Genomic DNA, 22,705 nt, shown 5'->3' with positions numbered 1-22,705 from the left:
TTACATTACCTTTCGGTCTGTGGAAAAAGAACTACTTTCCAATAGATTTTAACTGGCATTTTCTTTACTCTACTTTAATAGTATCTATTATAATTTGATAATATGTATCGCCTTATTGGCTTCATTTGTTTTTAGGAAGTATACTCCTGAGGCATGCTCTGAAATATCAATCAGATTTCCGGATCCTTGTTTTATTTTAGCGCCGAGGGCTGAAAATACGGTCCATTCTAGTTCTTTTGATAATTGGAATATTCCTGTTGACGGATTTGGATAGACTTTTATTTTATTTGAATTTTCTTCAGGAATTTCAACACCAAGATCACAGTGATGTACCATATAGGAAATCTCTTTTGTATTACTGCCAATTGTATTGCTAACGGTTAATAAAACATCTCTAGTGCCTTCTGTCGAATACAGTACAGAATGGGGACCGACTCCAGTTGCTGTTGCCGGCTGCGCTCCAGCACCAAAGTCCCATGCATAAGTATCTACGGTTCCTATAGAGACCGATGTGAAAGTAACTGCTGCGTTGATGCATCCCATCTGTGGGTTTACTTCAAAATCGGCGATTGGGGCTGCAGTTGCTCCAGCAAGTACAAACTCCATCTTATTGATATTAATATCGGCTCTTTCAAAATGCAAGGTGATGACATGTACGCCCTGAGTTAAAGGAATATTAGTTACTGTAGCGGTTTGCCATGCTTGGAAGCCTCCTGAGTTTGGTATCGTCACAGATCCAGTCACATTGATACCATCGACTTCAAGATGCAGCGTTTTGGCATTATAGGGAGTTGAGGTTCTGAAGCTGATATTGTAATTGCCTGTAGTAGTTACTTGCGCCGTATATTTGAGCCATTCATTTGTAGCAACATACGCTATATTATAACCTCCTTCACTGCAGGCTTCTGTTCCCACTCCGTCGCCTGGCCTGTAGACGTTATCACCGCCACCGTTGGTGTCAAAATAAGCAGCAGGGCCAATATCGTAGTTTTCTGCTTCTATAACACCCGGAATCTGGGCTACAATACCTTGATAGGGAGCAGTCTGTAGGGGAGTTGCAGTATAGAATGCCGTAAATGTAGCAGTGCCAGTGGCAGGTGCCTGAAATGTCTGATTAGCGGCTCCGCCTTGGCTCCAATGGTCAAAGTCATAACGGGTAGTACCTGCATATTGTGGCGTTGGGGCATTCAGTGTCTGCAAATTGGCATTGGCAACGACTTGTCTTGTAGCAGGCGCTACTATTGGCTTTTGATTGAATTCTAAGTTTAGCAAAGCAGGGGAGCTGGTTGTCGTGATATCCACCAGATTGGGATCAATATCTACAGATGCCGTAGCAGTCAGTCCGTTGCTGTCTGTTACCGTTACCGTAAATCGGTACCAAACGTTCGGTGTCTTTTCGCCCTGGTTTGATGCTGTAAAATTTCCTGATCGGACACCTTGAGGGCTGGCACCTGGATGCGAATGTCCTGAACCAGGAACGTCTTCATGAAACAGGTCGATGCTCCAAGAAAAAGCGCTGGCAGGCAATACTCCGTCTTCCACATCGGTTGCGGTGGCTTCAAAATGAACCACATCATCGGCATTCCATGTCAAAGTAGGCAAGGGGGCGATAATCTGTACTTGTGGTCTATTGCTAAACGGTACTACCGTTAGTATTGCAGAATTGCTTGTTACTGTTCCTGCGGAATTGGAAACTATAACCGAATAGCTGCCGGCATTTGCCATAGTCACTGCCGGAATGGTATAGCTGGCTGCAGTTGCTCCGGTTATATTTACGCCATTAAACTGCCATTGGTAGGTTTGTCCGACTCCGCTAGCGGTAACGCTAAAGGTTACAGGATAGGTTTCCATTATTGTTTGCGAAACAGGATGGTCGACTATGGTTGGAGCAGCAGTTTCAATGTAATTCAGCTTGATCAAATCGCCTGTGTTGCTGTAACTGCAATAGTAGATATACCCATCATTTCCGAGCATCATGCCCAGTGCATATTGCTGTGGCGCAGTATAGAATACGTTGGAAACCGGATTTGCGATTGTCGGATCAAAAGCTCGGATTTCATTCCTTACATAGTCCTTAAATATAAACTTTCCTTGAAGATTTGGATATCGAGGCGTTGCAGGATTATAAAGCACTCCGTTTGTCAGTGCGTTCCCTATGCTTCCTGTCGCATACGTAAATATCGGATTGGTAAATAAATTCGTTTCGGTCTGTACTCCGTCGCCGCCTTGCGGGTGTCCCCATCCATAGTTGCGGATGGTTGGATTGCTGATTTCATTTACTTCTTCCCATGAAGTTCCAACATCCAAGACAAACAATTTATTAGCTGTGGGATTGGGAATCAGCCTCCACGGATTACGGAAACCATATACCCAAATGCTTTGTCGCTGTATAGAACCGGTTCCATAAAACGGATTTCCAGGAGCTGGCAGTCCGTTTTCGGTAATTCGAAGTATTTTTCCTTTATACGTATCTAAATCTTGGGAATTAGTGTTTTGCTGGCTATCACCGACTGTCACATAAAGATAGCCGTTAAAGAACTTCAAATCGCCGCCATTGTGGAATCCGCCGCCGATGGGTTCTAATAGCAAGATTTGTTGCCTGCCTATTTCCTGATTGGCATTGTTGATCTGGACTCTTTCAATCCGATGCCTGATGACCGCTCCATCGTTGACAGAATAAAACACGTAGATATAGCCGTTTGTGGCAAAATCAGGATGTAATGTAAGTCCTAGCAATCCTTGCTCATTGTCTGTAACGGTTGTTACTGTAAAGACAGTAGAAACGGTATTATTTTGGTACACTTTTACGATACCGCCTCGTTCTGCTATAAATATTCGCCCGTCTGAAGACTGCTCTAAAGACAGTCCTTCCTTAATTACTGCTGCAGGCGTAAGATTTTCTGTAATGTATTGGCTGCTGGCCTGCCATGTACTGATTAAAAATACAGTAAGCACTAAAAATAATGGGTGTAGGCGTTTTGGGAAACGGAAAGGTAGATTTGGATTCATAGCGATTTAATGAATTAGTAGGTTTGGTTAAACAAAGTTAGCATATTCTTATACCCTAAATGTTAGTTTAAAAAAAAATTAAAGGGCACCTCTGTAATAATTCAATAAATAATCTGGCCGTTACCGTCAAAAAAAAAGAGACAACCAACAGGTTGTCTCTTCATCTATCAATAATTATAAGTTTATATTCTTTCTCAGTTAGTTACATTACTATTTTGTAAAATACCTAAACTGAGGCGTAATCAAAATAAAAAACGTATTACTCTTTTATAACTTTTAGTGTTTTAAAGGCGTTATCGGCAGCTACCTTTACAAAGTAAGTACCTGATGTTAAACTCGAAACATTAATAACTGTTTCAGTAGCGTTTACTTGTCTTTCCATAACCTGCTGCCCTAAGGTATTGAAAACAGCGATGGTTCTGATTTCTTTATCAAACGAAACATTCAGTACATCCTTTACCGGGTTTGGATAAACCACTAAATTAGCAAGCGAAAGATCGTCTGTAGACAAAGAATTCTGTACTGAAACAACGTTCCTAAAAACTGGCCCCCATTGACCCGTGTTGTCTTTTACACGGATATTGAATACGTGCAAGCCTACGGAAGGCAATGCGATTCCGGTTCTGCTTAGTTGTTCGTAGGCACTGTTAAAGCTGCCATCAGTGGCCAAAATTGCTGTTCCGTTTCCAGCTCCCGGATCGGTATCCCAGAAATATTCGGCTTGCAATATTGACATTACAGATGTAGTGCCAGGCTGTTCCACATTAATAATGTTGGTAAAAACAGGTCCCCATTGCCCGGTATTGTCTTTTACTCGAATACAGAATTTATGCAATCCTACGCTTGGTGCAGTAATTCCTGTTTTGGTTAATCGTTCAAAAGCACTGTTGAAATTACCATCGGCAGCCTGGACAGCAGTTCCAAGTCCAACTCCCGGATCGGTATCCCAAAAATATTCAGCCTGCGTTATCGAGCTTTGTGCAGTACAAAAGCTAACAGCCAGTACTGCAGTTATAGTATATATAAATTTTCTCATCTTACTTTAAATTACGAATTATTTAGAATAAGCTGATCCACTTACATTTAATGTGCTGGTGCTTAAAATGGTTCTAGGGGTGATAAAATAGTTTACCTGAGGCCTTCCGCCATTGTCCGCTGGAAAGTAATTCGCCCAGCTGTTGGAACCGCCGTAATGCCCGGCATCATTTCTGGTTAAATCTAAATCGGTATATTGTACCGCAGGGTTTCCTGCATTTACATTGCCTCCTGTAACCGTATAAGCTGTATTGTCGAAATTCATGTTGACAGATCCTGTATTGTTGCTTTGTGTGATTGTTCCCTCTACTACAAAGGCATTTGTAGATACGTTATAGCTCGCTGTTACTGTTGCTATATTATCCGAATAGATACAGGTATTAGTTTGGGCCACAACAAAAGAAATCGCATTGTTCATGATGGCAACGTTTCCGCCACTGCCCGGATTGCCATTTCCGGTGATATAAATTGGCGCTACGTCTCCGCCATTTGGCTCATACACTGTATTGTTTACGATTTCGTTGGATCCGCCTGCTTTGGTTGCGTATACTCCAAATCCTGACGTAAAATTATTGTAGAACTTAAAATTATAGCTGGTCTGTTGATTCGCAATTACGGAAGAGGCTGAATTTCCTATAATTTCAACATCGTCAGCTGCCAGGGAAGTATCAGAAGAAGTGTTGTAGGCCGTCATTCTCTGCACTCTGTTTCCGGTTATCCTTCCGTGCGAAAAGAACACATAGCCGCCAACGGTACATCCAGACATGTTTGTGGTTGTGTTCGCTTGGGTTGTATCCACATTGTTCAAATTGCAATTGAACAGATTGATGGTAGTTCTTCCGCCAGTTGTTGGACCTGTTGCGATTACGTTGTAAATGGTAAAGCTACCGGAATTTAAGTTGCTTATCGTCACCACGCGTCCTGCAGCCGGATTGATATTTATCGTTCCTCTGATGAAATACTTGTTGTAATTGGTTTCGGAAACGAAAGTTAGCGATTTGTTGATGGTCAAGTTTTCAACGTAGGCAGAGCCATCGGTTTTTGGCTGGATAATGATGCGGTCACCGTTGGCAGCTGCTGTTATAGCTGCAGATACAGTAGTGTAAGCACCATTTGCTCCAGATGCCCTAACATACAAATCAGCTGCATTGGCCATCGAGGTAAACAAGCCCGCGATTGCGATAAGAAGTAATTGTTTTTTCATTTTGTCTTAAAATAATAGAGTTGGTATTTTATTTTTTTTAACGAGCCGAAAGCAACAATTTTTTTATTAATAATTGTTGCTTTGGAAGTTATTTTATTTAAAAATTTGAGGCATTAGCTTTCACTTTTTGGTCTTTGAAAGCTACTATTGTCTCTATTTTTCAAGCTTCAACCAGAAATAGTCATTCCATCCTTCGATCAATCGGGTAGGGTCTGTATTCTTAGTTCTGTCTTGTTCAGGTATTTGCACTACTTTTTTATCCTTAACTGTAAATTTGTAGATCCTCGCATTGCTTTCACCTTCAACTGAAAGTTCAATTCTATAAGCGCCATCGGTAAGGTCAGCAAATTTGATTTCCCCTGGTTTATTAACCAGTTTGAAAGCACAAGAAACTTCGTTCCATTTGGCCTGTTCTACCTGAGCTTGGTTAGGCCCGTTTCCATAATGCTGTGCATACAATTTGTTGTCTTTAAACATATTTACCGACCACTTTACACTCTTGGTCGTTTTTTTGCTGTTTGCAGGAAACGGCTTAAACTCTTCATGTGTGATATAGTACCCAAAAACCAAATTTCCTGTATCTGCATAATTCAAATAGGCAAAATTATTCCATGGCCCACGTGTAACAAACATATCTTTTATAGCACCATACGGGTCATCGTTTATCAGCTTGTGCAGTTCAAAGTCGAAAGCATAGAACATTTTGTCGCCGGCATAAAAATCCAATCTGTAATTACCCGGGCCCCAGTCTGTTATAAATGATTCTGACCATCCAACCCATTCGCCATCACGCTTGTAACGACTGCTTGGCACATTAAACTTTGTCTTCTTACCGTCATCAAAAACTTGATGTCCGTCATATTCAAAATAGTTCATGTATTCGCCGTCTTTATAAACCTTGATTCTTAAATACTCTGACTGGTCTGCGGTATAGTCTACTGCTTTTCCGCTTGCTGTTTTATTCGGAATAAAGGTGCCGGTATAGTCAGCACATCTTCCGTCTCTGGTTCCATAAAGAAGTGAGTTAAAAGTTATGGCCGGTGTCTGCTTATACATACTCCAGTCTAACTTTAATCCGGTTGCGAATCCGCCGGCTGCTGCTTTACCTTTTACTTTTTTTGCTACTTTGTCGACACCTTTGGCACCTTCTACCACGTTGCTGGCAGTATTGGCTGCTTTTGTAACTTTATTCAAAAGTTGCGCATTGGCTGCCGTAAAGGAAAATAATAGTGCAACAATCATCGCACTGGTTTTAATCTGTTTCATGTTTTTAATGTCTTTAAAAGTTAGTACTTTTTTAATTACAGGTCAAACATAAATCAAAATGGAATGGAAATTTTAGGCAATGTGTATACGTTTCCTTTTGGAGGAAATTCGTAGGATAGTAAAGGAAATTCGTTTTAGGGAAATTTTCGACCTAAAGGTTTTCGAGCAAGACCAAGAATTCTTCCTTTTTACGGACTGAAAGCGGTATGGCCGTTTTGTTTTTCATCATAATCGTATTTCCTCCATCGGTTTTGATGAAATGGTCGAAATACGCCATATTGATCAGGTGCGACTGGTGTGACCTGAAAAAATTATAAGGCGACAGCATCGTTTCATATTCCTTAAGATTGGTAGAAACAATAAGCTTTGGCGCATTAATGAAATTAAAAGTGGTATAATTTTTATCGGATTCGCAGTTGACAATATCCTGGATATTGACCGAGTAAATTTTATCGGCCGTTTTTAGGATTAGCTTCTGCAGGTTTTTCGGCCTTTCGAGATTAGAGAACAGATTGCTTAGCTTCATGTCAAAAACTTCCTTACTCAGGGCTTCCTCAGCTTTCTTAACAGCATCAACCAAGTCTGACGCATCCAACGGCTTTAACAGGTAATCAATAGCTGAAAAGCGGAAGGCCCGAATCGCAAAATCCTCATAACCCGTAATGAAAATCACCTTAAAGTTAATCGGTTTAAGTTTTTGAAGCAGGTCGAAACCGGTACCATCTGGCATTTCAACATCGAGAAAAACAATATCCGGCGAAAGCTGCTTAATGGCTTCAATTCCGGATTCTACAGAATCTGCCTGCCCGATTACTGAAACATTAGGGCAACTGGCTTTGATAATGGCAATATTCTTTTTTCTGATATTTTCGATATCGTCTACGACAACGGCTCTTAACATGTTTTTTTAATTTTCGTAAATATACGGGATTTCAAAACTAATTTTGGCACCTACAATATTTTCATCGGTATCTTTTATATTATCTGCCTGCACGATAAAGTCGGCATTTTTGGTATAGTTTACAAGACGTTCCTTCGTTATGGTCATTGCAAGCGATTTGTGGTTGGTCACTTTCTTCTCGGCATCAAAGCCTTTTCCATTATCCGAAACCTCGAAGAAGAGTTTGCTTTCCTTCAGGTAAAAGTGAATCTCGATCATTCCGTTCTTATCCTTGTTGCCCAAACCATGCTTGATGGCATTCTCAATAAATGGCTGAGTCAGCATTGGCGGCAGCAATATGGCTTCGGTATCGATGGCATCTTCTACTTCAATCTTATAGTCGAATTTGTTGGAATACAGCAGCTGCTGTATGGAAAGGTAGTTCTCGATCATCTCGACTTCTTCGGATAAAGAAATGTAGTTTTCATTGGAATTCTCTAAAATTTGTCGAGTCAGTTTTGAGAATTTGGACAGGTAATTTACTGCGTCGCTATCTTTCTTATCGTGGATGAGCCCTTGGATGTTATCAATGGAATTGAAGATAAAATGCGGATTCATCTGCGTAATCAGAAGCTTCTGCTTGATCTGGTTTTTCTCCAGTCCGGCTATGGCGTGTTTTTGTTTGTTATTTCGGTAATAGAAATAAACTCCTAGCAGCAGCACTAGAATTGCGCCAGAAAGTGCAATAAGCCAATTATTCTTAACGGCCGCTTTCTTTTGGGAAACGAGCTTGTAGTTTAGTTCTTTTTTCTCGAAGTCGTATTGGAGCTGCTGTTTTTCAAAAGCGCCTTTTGCTTCGAGAATCTGGGTTGAGTCGACAATCTTTTCATAATACTTATACATTTCGAGGGCCTTCTCAAAATTTTTGGTCTTGATGTTTATCGTATATAGCAAATCAGCGCCTTGTTTCTGAAGAGCGATGTTACCCGTTTCTTTGCTCAAGGCAAAACCTTTGGCGGAATATAAGTTGGCTTTGTCTAAATCTCCTTTTTCAAAATTGAGCAACCCAAGACCCAGCGTAGACATGGCAATGGATAGGTTGTCGTTTTCTACAGTTAAGCTTTTCATTCCAAGAACTTCCTGGTATAATTTTTCTGCTTCCTCAAAATGGCCAAGCTTTGTGTGTGCCTCTCCCATTCTTGCCAACGCTTGTGCTGTCTGCGAATCGGCTCCTATTTTTTTCGTAATAGCCAGCGCTTTACTATTGTAAATAATACTCTGATTGTATTCCTTCATCCGGGTGTAGCAGAACGCAATATGGCCATAACACAAGGCTTTAAGGTAAAGAGTGTGAGTGATTGAATTTTTGGCATAAAAAGCATCATAGTAACCAATAGCTTTCAGGTCATAAGATATGGCTTTTTCGTACTGGTTTTGGCTGGAATACACATTGGCCATCATCGTCAGGGCATAGGACATTTGCTCGGCATACTTCACAGGATCCTTTTCATAAAACTTAAGAGCCGCATAAATCAGCGGAATTGCCTCTTTGTTTTTTTCCATCTTAGCATAAAATGCCGCTTTGTTTAAAGAAACTACGTACATTTCATCATAGGATTTTATGGATCTTAAAATCGCAATAGCTTTGTCGTGGTAAGCCAATGCTTTTTCGGGCATCGCTTTTTGGGAATATCGATTTGCTACAATAGAATAATGCGCGGCAAGCCATTCGGCATATATTATTTGCTCTTTGAAGGTATTGCCTTTTTTATAATTTTTCAGGGCTAAGTTGCCCAATATAGTATTAAGGTAGTAATAATTTTTGTCGTCTAGTGAATAGTAGTTATCCATGACGTCAGATATCGCCTGTAATTTTGTAGTGTCATGGACCTTGGTGTTCCTAAGGACAATTTTCAGCGAATCAATAGTCTTGTCTTGCGAATAGCTGCTCGAAAAAAACAGGATTGAAAAAGCTAAAACTAGCAGTTTGGGGATTTTAAACATTGTAATGGCAATCGGGGTTTAATTTTCGTAAATGTAAGGGGTTTCAAAACTGACTTTAGTGCCCCCTATATTTTTAAGTGAATCAATATCATCCTGGCAATAGGAATTTGAATAAAAGAAACCAATTAAAAGCACAACAGTTGTCTTAATAATCCTATGCATGGGACAAAATATGATATTAAATGTCCAAATATAGAGAATAAAAAAGAATATTTTTTTAGGAAACAGAAATTAAAACAGGCTTAATAGTTTTAATAATATTCTCAATTGGGCGGTTTGCTTTCTTTTTTCCAAGTAAGTCTTTTGTTTCTGAGTTTATTGATATAAAAAAACAGCCTTAATTCCTAATGATAAAAAGATAGCAGTTCAAAAAAAGGTCGCAGAATTGCCTCGTAAACTTTGCGGGTTTTTGAAAATTTTGGAGGCAGAAGAGAGGTAGGTCATAAAACAGAAAAACCTGCAAATTTTGAAGTTCGCAGGTTTTATGCTTTTTGACAGATATTTTGTGAACTGGACTGCGTAATGCCGGTATAGGATTTAAAAGCCAGGTTAAAATTTTGAGTGATACGAAATACGGCTTCCTCTAAATATTTCATACTCATGGCGAAGTTCAGGAAATATGTATTCTACCTTTTGGAATATCCGGTCCACTTTTTTAAAGCATGCAATTGCGGTAACACAAAGTCGTTTTAAACTTAATTAAAATGTTTTTTGATAAACAACAGCAGATTTTCTTCACTCATTTTATTGGAGGTACTTTCTGATACTACCACATTTTTATATTGTGGTGTTTCTGCCAGATATTTCATAAATTGTTCCTGGATCTGCCCAGTTCCTGTTATATGGATTTCATCAATGTTTGGCATTTGACTGGCAATTTCCTTGAAGAATTTCTGTGTTAGGGAAATCTCCTGATTGTTTGCTGCATTTTCGTTGGAGTTATTATCCGGGCCTGCGTTTTTGACCTGCCCAATAACTGCAAACACTTTTTCTTCTTCCTCTAAATTCCCTACGATGGTTGCATTGTGGGAATCCATCCAAACCCCAAATAACTTCTTGTTTTTAGCTGACATATCTTTACTTTTTTTAAAGATAAGTCATGCGCACAGTATACAATGGAATTTGTGTTAAGATTGTGATTAGGTATGGGATACTGAATGTAATTTCATAAAAGAAAGGTGCTACCATTTTATGAACTTCTTTGATACTGCTACAAAACAAAAAACGCTGTAAAACATAAGTTTTACAGCGTTTTACTAGTTCAGCGGAGAAAGAGGGATTCGAACCCCCGGACCTGTTACAGTCAACAGTTTTCAAGACTGCCGCATTCGACCGCTCTGCCATTTCTCCAGTATGTTGCTCTCATTTCCTGATTGCGAGTGCAAATATAGAAACCTTTTTCGAGTTTCAAAACATTTTATCATTAAAAATAAAACATTTTTTGGGCAACATTTTTAATTATTTCATTTTCTAGACGTTAGAAGAAAAATAATTTTCTGTGTTTTTTCTAGAATTCGACATATTCCATAATTTCTAGGCCATATCCTATCATTCCGACACGTTTGGTCTGTTCTGAATTGGATAGTAATCGGATGTTTGTGATGTCAATATCATGCAGGATTTGCGCTCCAATACCAAAATCTTTATTGTCCATTTTTACTTGTGGCGCTTTAAAGATTCCTTTTTCCTGCAATCCTTTGAGTTCTGTGATACGATTCAACAATTCGATAGGCTGGATTTCTTGGTTGATAAACAAGATAGCGCCTTTGCCTTCTTCATTGATTTTCTTGAACATGTTCTCTAATTTCTGATCTGGATCGTTGGTAAGGGTCCCTAAGATATCATTATTGACTTGAGTAGAATTGATCCTTGTCAATATCGATTCGCCGATATTCCAGCTTCCCTTTGTCAATGCAATATGCACCTGCTTGTTTGTTGTTTGCAGGTAGGCTCTTAGCCTGAATGTACCGAAACGAGTTTCTACTTCGTAATCTTCTTTCTTTTGGATTAGGCTGTCGTGTTGCATTCTGTAGGCAACCAAGTCTTCAATAGAAACAATTTTCAGGTCAAACTTCTTGGCTACTTCCAACAGTTGCGGCAGACGCGCCATAGAACCGTCTTCATTTAAGATTTCTACAAGAATTCCGGCTGGTTTTAATCCAGCTAGACGCGCTAAGTCGATTGCAGCCTCTGTGTGGCCTGTTCTTCTTAAAACGCCACCTTGTTTTGCTCTTAGCGGAAAAATGTGACCAGGACGTCCTAAATCTTCTGGCTTGGTGTTGTCATCGACTAAAAACTGGATGGTCTTTGCGCGATCGTGTACAGAAATTCCTGTCGTACAGCCATGGCCGATCAAATCGACAGAAACTGTAAATTGGGTTTCATGCAATACGGTATTGTTTGTAACCATCAAATTCAAGTCTAGTTCTTTGCAGCGTGCTTCGGTCAGAGGAGCACAGATAAGTCCGCGACCGTGAGTAGCCATAAAGTTGATCATTTCTGGCGTTACTTTTTCGGCGGCGGCAATAAAATCGCCTTCGTTTTCGCGATCTTCGTCATCGACAACAATAATGATTTTTCCTTGACGGATATCTTCAATTGCTTCTTCTATAGTATTTAACTGCGTAATTTTATTTTCGGACATTATTTAGGTGTGTTGTTGTTTTTTAGTTTAAATAGTTTTTGGAATCCTTTTTGGATAGGGGTAAGGATTACATCCATGTTGATTAATCCAATGTCGTTTGTAGCTCTGTAGGTCAATAAAATAGCCAAAGGAGACAAAATAAAGGAAGACATCCAAGAGCCTAAGAAGGGAGGGATTCCGTTTTCTTGGGCCAGTTTCCTTCCAAAAGTATTGATAAAATGGAAAGTAATAAATATCAAGACGGCAAATACGATGGGTAGGCCTAATCCTCCTTTTCGGATAATTGCACCCAAAGGAGCGCCGATAAAGAACATCAGCAGGCAGGCAAAGGCAATTACGAATTTTTCAAAAAGAGCCAACCAGTGGTTATTGATATTTTTCTGCTTTAGGTCTATTTCTTGCTTGGTACCGTCAATTGAAAATCGGGAGCTTTCTAAATTGCTATTGGCAATTTCTAACACTCGTGATTTGTCTGTAGCAGACAAAAGGCTGAGAAGATCGGCTGTATCGGAAGCTTTTTTAGGCTTTTCGATAGTGACTGTCGGCTTGGTAAAACTCGTGATTCCGGTTCTTTGATAAATGTTTTCGGCAAAAGAAACTAAGTCCTTATCATAGTTTTTATGCAATGAATCTAGGGTATAGGTTAGTTCGCTCACATTGAGCATGGCATTTGTGTTTGTAATGTTGGATTCGTCCTCCACCGTATTCAGTTTTGACAAATCGATATTGATGATGTCTTTTTTGAACGAAGCTTTTACAAAAGGTACTCTTCTGCGTTCTTCGTATTTTTTGGGAATGATGTTTTCGTAATAGTTTCCGTTGAATAAGATCAGCTGGAGCATGCTGGATTCTTCTTGATTGACAAGCACTCCATTTTTGGCTTTTATTACGACGTTATTTCCAATACCGTTCGCTGCTTTTTTGTGTATCGTAACGCCTTCCAGCTTTTCGCCTTTATCGCCTGATTTCTTATTGACTTTGATGTTATATTCTCCTACATCGCTAAACTGTCCTTCTGCAATAGCCATTGCGGGTTTGGTCTGTACGATGTCTCTTCGGAGGTTCAAGAACTTATATTCAGCAGCAGGAATAACGTTATTGGCAAAAAAGAAAGCGATGATGCTTAATAGAAAGATAAAGACCATCAAGCTTTTCATAGCTCTTTGCAATGAAATTCCAGAAGATTTCATGGCGGCAAATTCATAATTTTCGGCAAGATTACCAAATGTCATGATGGAGGCCAGCAATATCGAAAGAGGCAATACCAGCGGAATCATCTTTGGCGAATAAAAAAGAAGGAATTTTGCGATCAGCAGTACATCTAGGTCTTTCCCTGCTAATTCTGCGATAAAGAGCCAGACAGCTTGCAGGATGAAGATGAAATAAAGGATTACAAAAACCGTAGCTAATGTTTTGAGGAATGTCGTTAGAATGTATCTGTCAAGAATTTTCACCGATGTATCAATCTAGTTTGTTGATATAGTAATTAGGGTATTTACTTTCCGCAAAGGTAAATTGATTTTTTGATAATGGCTGATTGGTTTTAAAAGAATTAACAGTGATTGTTGTTTTTGAACCATTCTTTCCTATTTCCATAAGATTGTAGATGTGTTTGGTCTGTACGTCGATGCCCAGAAAAATCTCTTTTCTGTCGTCTTTAGAGCTTGTAGGCACTAATTTTACGTATTGGATTTTTCTGCCGCGTACGTTTTGAAGGATATCCCAAGAATATTTGAATCCGTGATTAAAAAAGGTAAGCATTTTTGACGGCGTCACAGCATCTTCTTCGTTTTCGTCAAATTTTGAGATGCTTATTTCTTCGTCTTCTGGAACGATATTGTATATTTTTTTTCCGTCATAGATTTTGGTCACTCCCATGAAGTTGAGCACATATTTGTTACCCTGCATGATTACATTTCCTTTGCTCTCTTGATTAAGGTTTTCCTTCGGATTCGTAAGGGAATATTTAAAATCAATCGAGATATTATCATAGCTTTTTACCTTGGCAGAAACTTCATCCAGCAGATTTCTCGCTTTTTGGCTGTTTTGCGCTTGAAGATTGAAGCCGATAAGAATTAATGTAATAATTTGTAATAACCTTTTCATTTTAAAAATCATTTTTCTCATTGTTAAAAAACTGGTCAAGAGAAGCTAAGTCGGGGATATTGACACTTCTGGCCTTGCTTCCCTCAAAAGGGCCAACGATTCCAGCAGCTTCCAATTGATCGATTAATCTTCCAGCTCGGTTATAGCCCAATTTCAGCTTGCGCTGTAATAATGAAGCAGAACCTTGCTGTGCTGTAACAATGATTTCAGCAGCTTCCCTGAACATAGAATCTCTTTCCGAGATATCTACATCAAGTTTGATGCCATTTTCTTCTCCTATGTACTCTGGAAGAAGGTATGCGTTCGGATACGCTTTCTGTGATCCTATGAATTCGGTAATCCTTTCTACTTCTGGCGTATCTACAAAAGCACATTGGACACGAACAACGTCGTTTCCGTTGGTATACAATAAATCTCCTCGTCCGATCAATTGATCGGCTCCTTGGGTATCTAAGATGGTCCTAGAGTCAATTTTTGAAGTAACGCGGAATGCAATCCTTGCCGGGAAGTTTGCCTTGATGATACCGGTAATTACGTTTACCGAAGGTCTCTGCGTAGCAATAATCAAATGAATACCGATAGCTCGTGCCAGCTGGGCTAGCCTTGCGATAGGCGTCTCGACTTCTTTTCCGGCAGTCATGATCAAATCGGCAAACTCATCTACGACCAAGATAATGTAAGGCAAAAAGCGGTGTCCTAATTCAGGATTTAATTTACGAGACTTAAACTTTTCGTTGTATTCTTTGATATTACGAACCATCGCGTCTTTCAATAAAGAATAGCGGTTGTCCATTTCAACGCATAGCGAATTCAGCGTGTTGATTACTTTGGCATTGTCTGTAATGATAGCTTCTTCGGTATCAGGAAGCTTTGCTAAATAATGGCGTTCGATTTTATTGAACAGCGTAAGCTCTACTTTTTTAGGATCGACCAAGACGAATTTTACTTCGGCTGGATGTTTTTTATACAGCAACGAAGTCAATACAGCATTTAGTCCGACCGATTTTCCTTGTCCGGTAGCACCTGCCATCAAAAGGTGAGGCATCTTGGCCAAATCGACAACAAAGGTTTCGTTAGAAATTGTTTTCCCTAGAGCAATCGGCAATTCCATTTCGGCTTCTTGGAATTTAGCGGCTCCGATAACGCTTTTCATGGAAACCATCGTAGGGTTCTTGTTCGGAACTTCGATACCGATAGTTCCTTTTCCAGGAATAGGAGCGATGATACGGATTCCCAAGGCAGAAAGAGACAAAGCAATATCGTCTTCTAAGCTTTTGATTTTAGAGATTCGGATTCCAGCTTCTGGAACGATTTCATACAACGTTACGGATGGCCCGACAGTGGCCTTGATCTGGGCAATTTCAATTTTATAGTTTCGAAGCGTTTCTACGATTCGGTTTTTGTTTTCTTCTAATTCTTCTTGGTTGATGGTAATTCCTCCCGTAGCATATTCTTTTAGCAAGTCTAGCGTCGGGAATTTGTAATTGGACAAATCTAAGGTCGGATCAAATTCGCCAAAATCGGCTACTAATTTTGAAGCCAGATTTTCTATGACCGTATCTTCATCTGCAAATTTTTCAATCACGAAAGCATCGTCATTGGTTTCGATAATCTCTGGAGTGTGATGCTGGATAGGAGCAACAGGAGCCTTGATAATCGGCTCTATCGTAATGTGCGAAGGATTATTAATCGTAGGCTTTAGCGCTTCTTTGTTGATTTCGAATTGAGAAATCGGTTTTAGCGTAGGTTCTTCAATTTCTTCGTCTTCATCTTCTTCTACTTCAACAATATCTTCTTCTAGAATTTCATCCGTCAGTTCTTGTACGGCGACTGGCGCAACGATTGATTCTGCCGCAGCTCTTTCTTCGGCCTTTCTCTTTTTGGCTTCAAAATAATTTTTGATTCCGTCTGGAGAGATTTTGATCTTGAAGATAAGATAAACGAGCAGTCCGAAAATCAAAACGAGCAAGGTTCCTGCCTTTCCAAGATAATCTTGGATGAAAAGGTTCATTTCAAATCCGATAACGCCACCTAATTCAGGCAAGAAATCGGCAAAGAATCCGAATAATATCGAGATGATGATGATGGCAAACAAGTCCCAGAACCACGTATTCTTTAATTTTCTTACCGGCATGTCTAAGATAAGATACATTCCGGTTATGAAAAACAATCGCACCAATAAGAAGGAAGCGACTCCAAATCCTTGGTATAGGAATAAGTTGGCAAGATATGCGCCAAATTTTCCCAGCCAGTTTTGGACTTCTATAGACCTATCGGCCAAAGCATCTACTGCACTTTGGTCATACTGTCCGTATAAGAAAAATGAAATGAAAGCCAGCAATAAGGCCACAGAAAACAAGACTAATAAAGCTCCAATGATTACTTTATGTTGTCTGGTCAATTTCCAAGGTTTTTTCTCTTTGGGTTGAGCATCTGCTTTGCCAGCTGTTTCTTTTTTTGTCGTTTTAGCCATTCAAAAAGGTGATGATTATACGTAAAAATAAATAATTTTTTTACAAATTCTGAAATATTGGTATATATATGATGAGGCCAACCGCAATAGCGGCAACGGCTGCAAAGAAGACTGCTCCGGCGGCAACATCTTTAATGAAGCCAATCTTGTCATGAAAGCTAGGGTGGATAAAATCTGCAATTTTTTCTACTGCCGTATTTAGCCCCTCGATGCTCAAGACCAATCCGATTGCCAAAGTCTGGAAAAGCCAATCTGTTTTTGAAATTTCAAAATAGAATCCAGCCGCTGTCATTATGATACCCAGAAAAAACTGGACCATGACGCTGTGTTCGGTCGTGACTAATTTATAGGCACCGTGGATTGCATACTTAAAACTTTTTAGCCTTCCTGATACAAAAGAATGGTCTGTCTTCATATAGTAATTTAAGGTTTTACAATACTGCCAAAGCGCTTTCGTAGTTTGGTTCGTTAGCAATTTCGCTAACTTGCTCTGTATGTAATACTGTTCCGTTTTCATCAAGCACAACCACAACTCTAGAATGAAGTCCGGCTAAAGCACTGTCGGCAATTTCTAAACCATAGTCTTTTCCGAAGCTTCCGTCTCTAAAATCAGATAGATTCACTACGTTTTCAAGGCCTTCGGCACCACAGAAACGTTTTTGCGCAAAAGGCAAATCTCTTGAGATGCAAAGCACAGTAGTATTTTCTAAACCGCTGGCTTTAGCATTAAAATTTCTGACAGAAGCCGCGCAAGTTCCAGTGTCGATACTAGGGAAAATATTCAATACTAATTTCTTTCCTGTAAAATCAGAAAGTGAAACTACGCCAAGATCTTTATTTACTAATTTGAAATCAGGTGCTTTTGAGCCTATTTTTGGTAATTCACCGCTTGTTTTTACTGGATTTCCTCCTAATGTTACTGTTGCCATCTTTTTAAATTTTATAAGGTTCAAAAGTATGAAAAATATATTTGTGAAATTGCCGTAAAACAAAAAACTCTCCCACATTATGGAAGAGTTCTGAATTTGGCGGAAGATAGATTACATCAGAAAAAGCATCGCCAAACTCATTAAGATCATAAGTCCGTCCTCGATAATCGTTACGGTACTCATTGGGAGATTAAATACGGTCCCAAGACAAGCGCATTGGATTTTCTTTTTGTTGAGTACGCTTTTCAATACGCCAATAATGCTGATTGTCATTACGATTAAAGTAACCAAGTTTGTTAGAAAAGGCTCAAAATTTAAGGCAAAAGCAAGTCCTAAAGCCAATTCTAAGAAAGCATATAAATAACCCCAGCCCTTAAATTTTCGTGCTACGACATCATACATAGAATAGCTGTCTGCAAATCCGCGGAGGTTTAGCATCTTAAAGAAAGAGAAAGTCAGGAAAAATCCAGCCATGAAGACACGCATGGCCGTCATGTAGTCGAAAATACCATTGCTAAATCCAGCGATTAAAGAAATGGTCAAGATGTACGAAAAGATCAAGACAATCGGCTTGTAGGTTTCTAACCATGTTTTTTCAGGCTCTGCAATCGGTGCAAAAACATTTTGATGCATCGTTACATTTTTTTCAGAAAGCTGGTATTTTGGATAGTCTTTTAGGATGTCTTGCAGTTCTGAACTAGCAATATGTCTTTCCATTTCAATCGTAGCTTCTCCTTGCTCCAGATTGATATCTACATTTTGTACCGAAGGAATTTGTTTTAATGTGGAAGATACTTTGGCGGCACATCCTTCGCAAGTCATACCTGATATTTTATACGTATGTTTCATGTTTTTTGTCGTTTGATTTGTAGGATACAAAGTTGCGAAACATCGGTCGGAAGACTATTATGTTATTTCATGAAAGAATATTAACTTTTACAGTTCGTCGATATTCTTCCGTTTGGTTTCTTTCAACGACTTATAAAAGGTAGGAGTGAGGCCGGTGACCTTTTTAAATTGGCTCGATAAATAAGCCGTACTGCTGTAGCCTAGCTGTATTGCGATCTGAGAAAGTGACAGTTCATCATACACTAATAGTTCTTTGACTTTTTCTATTCGCTGCGCAATAAAATATTTTTCGATCGTAGTGCCTTCGACTTCTGAAAAAAGGTTGCTGATGTAGTTGTATTCGTAATGGAGCTTTTCTGAAAGCAGGCTCGAAAGATTAGTATTCTCAATTTCTTCTGAATGATGTATCAATCGGATGATTTCGGTCTTGATCTGCTCGATAAGTCGGCTTTTCTTATCATCGATCAGTTCAAAACCAAGATGTTTTAATGCATTTTCGAGCTCTTCGAGTTGTTCTTTAGAAATAGTTTCAGCAGTTTCTACTTCGCCTAACTCAATGGTTATAGGCATCAGACCTGTTTTTTCGAATTCCTTCTGAACGGCCATCTTGCATCGGTTGCAGACCATGTTTTTGATGTAGAAATGCATTTATTGATATCTAGATTAATTGGAAACTCAAAGGTATAAATAAAAAACGCTCCCCAAAGAGAGCGTTTTATAAGGCAAAAAGGATTATTTGTCAATGGAGCCAAGAACCCGCTTCATAAAATTATTAAGCGCTTCTTTTTTTTCTGTACCGTCTTTGATCATCTTATTGACTTCAAGTGCACCGTACATATTAGAAATCAATTCCCCGATAACATCTAATTCTTCGTCTTTTAAAGAAGGAACCTCAGTCAAAGCTTCGAGGACTTCAATTGTTTCGATAATATAATCCTGGTCATTTTCTTCGATAAATTGAGTCAGGTGCTTTATAACGGGTAATTTCATTGTAGACTTCTTAAATTTTTAGATCTTTTAATTTGCTATTTCATTTACCAATTCTGATAAAACTTCTGCTTTATTAGTTTGTGTCTGATTGACCAACTGTCCGTTTACGAAAGTTGCGAAAGTCGGCAGGTTAGAAACATTGGCTAATTTTCTAGATTCTGGAGCATTTTCGGCATCTACCAAAACAAAAGTTACGTTTTCATTTTCGGTAGCCAATTTTTTGAATTTTGGCTTCATGATACGGCAGTTCCCGCACCAAGAAGCAGAATATTGCACGACAACTTTTTCATTAGAGTTTACTACATCCTGAAGCGTGTCTTCGTTTAAATCAATTAACATAGCAATTTTTTTAAGTATTGGATTAGATTGTTCGGCTTTCCCATGATGATTGCCGAACAATCAAAAATTTATTTTAGTTATTCAAGTAAGAAGCAACACCTTCTCTTGTAGCGAACATTGCTTCTTTTCCTTCTTCCCAGTTTGCAGGACAAACTTCTCCTTTAGTTTGAACGTGAGTATACGCGTCAACTAATCTCAAGTATTCTCCAACGTTTCTTCCTAATGGCATATCGTTTACGCTTTCGTGGAAGATTTTTCCAGTCTCGTCAATCAAGTAAGTCGCTCTATACGTTACGTTTGAACCTTCGATGATAACTGAGTCAGTTTCTTCGCTGTAGCTTGTAGATTCGATATCTAAAATTCCAAGGATGTTGGCAAGGTTACGGTTTGTATCCGCTAGGATTGGATAAGTAACGCCTTCAATTCCACCGTTGTTTTTTGGAGTGTTTAACCAAGCAAAGTGTACTTCGTTGGTATCGCATGAAGCACCGATAACGATAGTGTTTCTTTTTTCAAACTCTGGCAATGCGGCTTGGAAAGCATGCAATTCTGTCGGGCAAACAAAAGTAAAATCTTTTGGGTACCAGAACAAAAGTACTTTTTTGTTGTTGTTTACTGCTTCTTCAAAAATGTTGATTTTCAAGTTGTCGCCCATTTCTGAGATAGCGTCTACTGCAATGCTTGGAAATTTTTTCCCTACTAATGACATAATTATATGGTTTAAAAGTTATTTTTTCTGATGCAAAGCTACACTTATGATTCACTTTTGTTTATAGAAAATTATTATAAATATTTATTTTGTAATAGCTTCAGGCTATTCTTTTTGATTTACTGATAATTATATAATTTTCTTCAGATAATTTTAATGGATTCCTAGTTTTGGCAATTTTCTTTTTCATAAATCCTATTATTAAGTTTGGTTTTATATATTTGTTTTTGGTTAAAATTTACACAACAGAAATAGATTCTTCACGAAATCAATTAAATACGCACTCCAAAATATGAGTTTTTCCAATTTATTCCGAAAGAAAACAGTACAGGATATTTTAAAACAAGTTGAAAAGAATGAGATCGACGGACATGGCTCATTGGGAAAGCATCTTACAGCTCGCGACCTTACAGCATTTGGAATTGCGGCTATCGTTGGAGCAGGGATTTTTAGTACTATCGGTAAAGCTAGCGCAGATGGAGGTCCGGCAGTTATTTTTCTGTTTCTATTCACAGCTTTAGCGTGTAGTTTTGCTGCTTTTGCTTATGCTGAATTTGCCTCAATGGTACCTGTTTCAGGCAGTGCTTATACGTATTCGTATGTTGCTTTTGGTGAATTAATTGCGTGGATTATAGGCTGGGCATTGATTATGGAATATGCTATTGGAAATATTACCGTAGCAATATCGTGGAGCGATTATTTTACAGGACTTCTGGAAAGCGGTGGACTCTATCTGCCCCAATGGATACAGATGGATTACCTGACAGCTTCTAATGGTTTTGCTGATGCTACGGCCTTAATGCAAGGCGGAAAGTCTTTTGCAAACCTTGATGCTGGATTGCAGGATGCATATACAGCTTGGACAACTTCGCCTGTAATCGGTTCGTTTCATTTTGTAGCCGATTTACCAGCATTATTTATCATTGTACTGATAACTGCCTTGGTGTATAGAGGGATGAAAGAATCTAGAAATGCCAGCAATATGATGGTTGTTATTAAGCTTTGTATCATTCTTTTGGTTATTGCAGTTGGTGTTTTTTATGTAGATACGGCCAATTGGGACCCATTCGCTCCCAACGGAGTAGGAGGTGTGCTTAAGGGAGTTTCTGCAGTATTTTTTGCCTATATAGGCTTTGATGCCATTTCTACTACGGCAGAAGAATGCAAGAATCCGCAGCGCGACCTGCCAAGAGGAATGATGTGGGCGATTATTATTTGTACGGTCTTATACATTGCTATAGCCTTAGTCTTGACAGGAATGGTAAAATACAGTTCGCTGAATGTGGGCGATCCGCTGGCTTTTGTTTTTGACGAATTGGATTTAAAATGGATGTCAGGCATCATAGCAGTAAGTGCAGTTGTAGCTATGGCAAGCGTTTTATTGGTATTCCAGATGGGACAGCCAAGAATCTGGATGAGCATGAGCCGTGACGGACTTTTGCCTCAGAAATTCTCGAAAGTGCATCCGAAATTCAAGACGCCATCTTTTGCTACTATCGTAACAGGTTTTGTTGTTGCCATTCCGGCGCTTTTTCTTAACCTGACGATGGTGACTGATTTATGTAGTATCGGGACGCTTTTTGCTTTTGTGCTTGTGTGTGCCGGAGTTTTAGTATTGCAGAACAAACCAAATATTCCGCGAGGGAAATTCAAAACGCCTTATGTCAATTCCAAATATATTGTGCCGATTTTATTGATTGCAGGAATCGTTTACTCTTTTACCTACAATAAGAAAAACACGATAGATTTTGTGACGAATGTGCCGCAGATAAATGCGCCAGCTTCTATTGTGACTTCCTTAAATAAGACTGAGACAGAAGAAGTCTATGCCTTTTTGGTAGAAAACCATAAAGAAAAAGTCTTTAATAAGACAACCGACTTAGAGCAGATATTAAGTGATTTCCAAAATAATGAAACAGAATATGTTGCCGTGGTCGAATCGCTTCCTATTGACAAATCGTTGAAATACGAGACAGGCTTTGCCTTGTTCAAACATAAAATTCCGATGTGGATTTTCTTGATTGTTATAGTAGGTCTGGCTGTATGGGCTTTCCGCCAAAATCTATCTTTAATTCCTTTACTCGGACTCGTTTGCTGTTTGTATATGATGGCAGAATTAAGCGTCTGGAACTGGATTTATTTCTTCATATGGCTGCTGATAGGACTGGCAATTTACTTTGGCTACAGTCGAAAAAATAGTAAGCTTAATTTTGTGAAAGAAAGCTAGCAGTATTTAAAAATAAAAAAAAACCGTTTAGGGAATTCCCT

19 protein-coding genes and 1 tRNA gene are annotated in these 22,705 nt (G+C 39.0%); 1 reads left to right on the top strand and 19 read right to left on the bottom strand.

All coding sequences use genetic code 11. From position 1 onward, the window contains the following. Window positions 1-87: 87 nt before the first annotated feature. From CLV94_RS09995 to CLV94_RS09905, 19 genes are all read right to left on the bottom strand, one after another. Window positions 88-3,009, bottom strand: a complete 2,922-nt coding sequence (locus CLV94_RS09995) for a PQQ-dependent sugar dehydrogenase (protein WP_121376352.1) — start codon at window positions 3,007-3,009, stop codon at window positions 88-90. Between the two features lie 259 nt (window positions 3,010-3,268). Beyond that, entirely contained in the window at window positions 3,269-4,045 is a 777-nt protein-coding gene (locus tag CLV94_RS09990) for a T9SS type A sorting domain-containing protein (RefSeq protein WP_121376351.1), read from the bottom strand. A gap of 18 nt (window positions 4,046-4,063) precedes the next feature. After that, entirely contained in the window at window positions 4,064-5,248 is a 1,185-nt protein-coding gene (locus tag CLV94_RS09985; protein WP_121376350.1) for a hypothetical protein, read from the bottom strand. Between the two features lie 153 nt (window positions 5,249-5,401). Beyond that, the gene (locus CLV94_RS09980) at window positions 5,402-6,514 is read right to left on the bottom strand and encodes a hypothetical protein (protein WP_121376349.1); all 1,113 of its coding nucleotides are present in this window, start codon (window positions 6,512-6,514) and stop codon (window positions 5,402-5,404) included. A 151-nt stretch (window positions 6,515-6,665) separates the two neighbouring features. Beyond that, window positions 6,666-7,415 carry a LytR/AlgR family response regulator transcription factor gene (locus tag CLV94_RS09975; protein WP_121376348.1) on the bottom strand — a complete coding sequence of 250 codons (750 nt, stop codon included), beginning with the start codon at window positions 7,413-7,415 and terminating at the stop codon, window positions 6,666-6,668. A 6-nt stretch (window positions 7,416-7,421) separates the two neighbouring features. Continuing rightward, complete coding sequence (locus CLV94_RS09970) at window positions 7,422-9,398, bottom strand: tetratricopeptide repeat-containing sensor histidine kinase (protein ID WP_121376347.1); 1,977 nt, start codon at window positions 9,396-9,398, stop codon at window positions 7,422-7,424. Between the two features lie 695 nt (window positions 9,399-10,093). After that, window positions 10,094-10,471 carry a hypothetical protein gene (locus CLV94_RS09965; protein ID WP_121376346.1) on the bottom strand — a complete coding sequence of 126 codons (378 nt, stop codon included), beginning with the start codon at window positions 10,469-10,471 and terminating at the stop codon, window positions 10,094-10,096. 192 nt (window positions 10,472-10,663) lie between these two features. Further along, window positions 10,664-10,748: transfer RNA gene (locus CLV94_RS09960), tRNA-Ser, on the bottom strand. A 157-nt stretch (window positions 10,749-10,905) separates the two neighbouring features. Beyond that, the gene (gene ribB, locus CLV94_RS09955; RefSeq protein ID WP_121376345.1) at window positions 10,906-12,042 is read right to left on the bottom strand and encodes a 3,4-dihydroxy-2-butanone-4-phosphate synthase; all 1,137 of its coding nucleotides are present in this window, start codon (window positions 12,040-12,042) and stop codon (window positions 10,906-10,908) included. Continuing rightward, complete coding sequence (locus CLV94_RS09950; RefSeq protein ID WP_121376344.1) at window positions 12,042-13,496, bottom strand: LptF/LptG family permease; 1,455 nt, start codon at window positions 13,494-13,496, stop codon at window positions 12,042-12,044. Before CLV94_RS09950 ends, ribB begins: the two co-directional genes overlap by 1 nt. A 7-nt stretch (window positions 13,497-13,503) precedes the next feature. Beyond that, window positions 13,504-14,148 (bottom strand): LolA family protein, encoded by a 645-nt coding sequence (locus CLV94_RS09945; protein ID WP_245982528.1) that lies wholly within the window; start codon window positions 14,146-14,148, stop codon window positions 13,504-13,506. Between the two features lies 1 nt (window position 14,149). Further along, window positions 14,150-16,621, bottom strand: coding sequence for a DNA translocase FtsK (locus CLV94_RS09940; protein WP_121376342.1), 2,472 nt, complete (start codon window positions 16,619-16,621; stop codon window positions 14,150-14,152). A 40-nt stretch (window positions 16,622-16,661) separates the two neighbouring features. Next, a complete protein-coding gene (locus CLV94_RS09935) occupies window positions 16,662-17,036 on the bottom strand; it encodes a diacylglycerol kinase family protein (protein WP_121376341.1) in 375 nt (124 codons plus the stop codon). A gap of 16 nt (window positions 17,037-17,052) precedes the next feature. Beyond that, complete coding sequence (tpx, locus tag CLV94_RS09930) at window positions 17,053-17,550, bottom strand: thiol peroxidase (protein WP_121376340.1); 498 nt, start codon at window positions 17,548-17,550, stop codon at window positions 17,053-17,055. 111 nt (window positions 17,551-17,661) lie between these two features. Then, a complete protein-coding gene (locus CLV94_RS09925; RefSeq protein WP_121376339.1) occupies window positions 17,662-18,399 on the bottom strand; it encodes a heavy-metal-associated domain-containing protein in 738 nt (245 codons plus the stop codon). A gap of 87 nt (window positions 18,400-18,486) precedes the next feature. Continuing rightward, window positions 18,487-19,047: a helix-turn-helix domain-containing protein gene (locus CLV94_RS09920; RefSeq protein WP_121376338.1), complete on the bottom strand. Its 561-nt coding sequence runs from the start codon at window positions 19,045-19,047 to the stop codon at window positions 18,487-18,489. A gap of 84 nt (window positions 19,048-19,131) precedes the next feature. Next, window positions 19,132-19,389 (bottom strand): DUF6952 family protein, encoded by a 258-nt coding sequence (locus tag CLV94_RS09915; RefSeq protein WP_121376337.1) that lies wholly within the window; start codon window positions 19,387-19,389, stop codon window positions 19,132-19,134. A 27-nt stretch (window positions 19,390-19,416) separates the two neighbouring features. Beyond that, window positions 19,417-19,728, bottom strand: a complete 312-nt coding sequence (locus CLV94_RS09910) for a thioredoxin family protein (RefSeq protein WP_121376615.1) — start codon at window positions 19,726-19,728, stop codon at window positions 19,417-19,419. 73 nt (window positions 19,729-19,801) lie between these two features. Further along, window positions 19,802-20,437 carry a peroxiredoxin gene (locus CLV94_RS09905; protein WP_121376336.1) on the bottom strand — a complete coding sequence of 212 codons (636 nt, stop codon included), beginning with the start codon at window positions 20,435-20,437 and terminating at the stop codon, window positions 19,802-19,804. Window positions 20,438-20,729: 292 nt separating this feature from the next. Between CLV94_RS09905 and CLV94_RS09900 the strand changes: the two genes are divergently transcribed. After that, entirely contained in the window at window positions 20,730-22,664 is a 1,935-nt protein-coding gene (locus CLV94_RS09900; RefSeq protein WP_121376335.1) for an amino acid permease, read from the top strand. Window positions 22,665-22,705 lie beyond the last annotated feature (41 nt).

The sequence above is a fragment of the Flavobacterium endophyticum genome, assembly GCF_003634455.1.
In the GTDB taxonomy this organism is placed as follows: Bacteria; Bacteroidota; Bacteroidia; order Flavobacteriales; family Flavobacteriaceae; genus Flavobacterium; species Flavobacterium endophyticum.
Note: the sequence above shows the minus strand (reverse complement) of the source record. Positions and strands in the feature narration are given on the sequence as shown.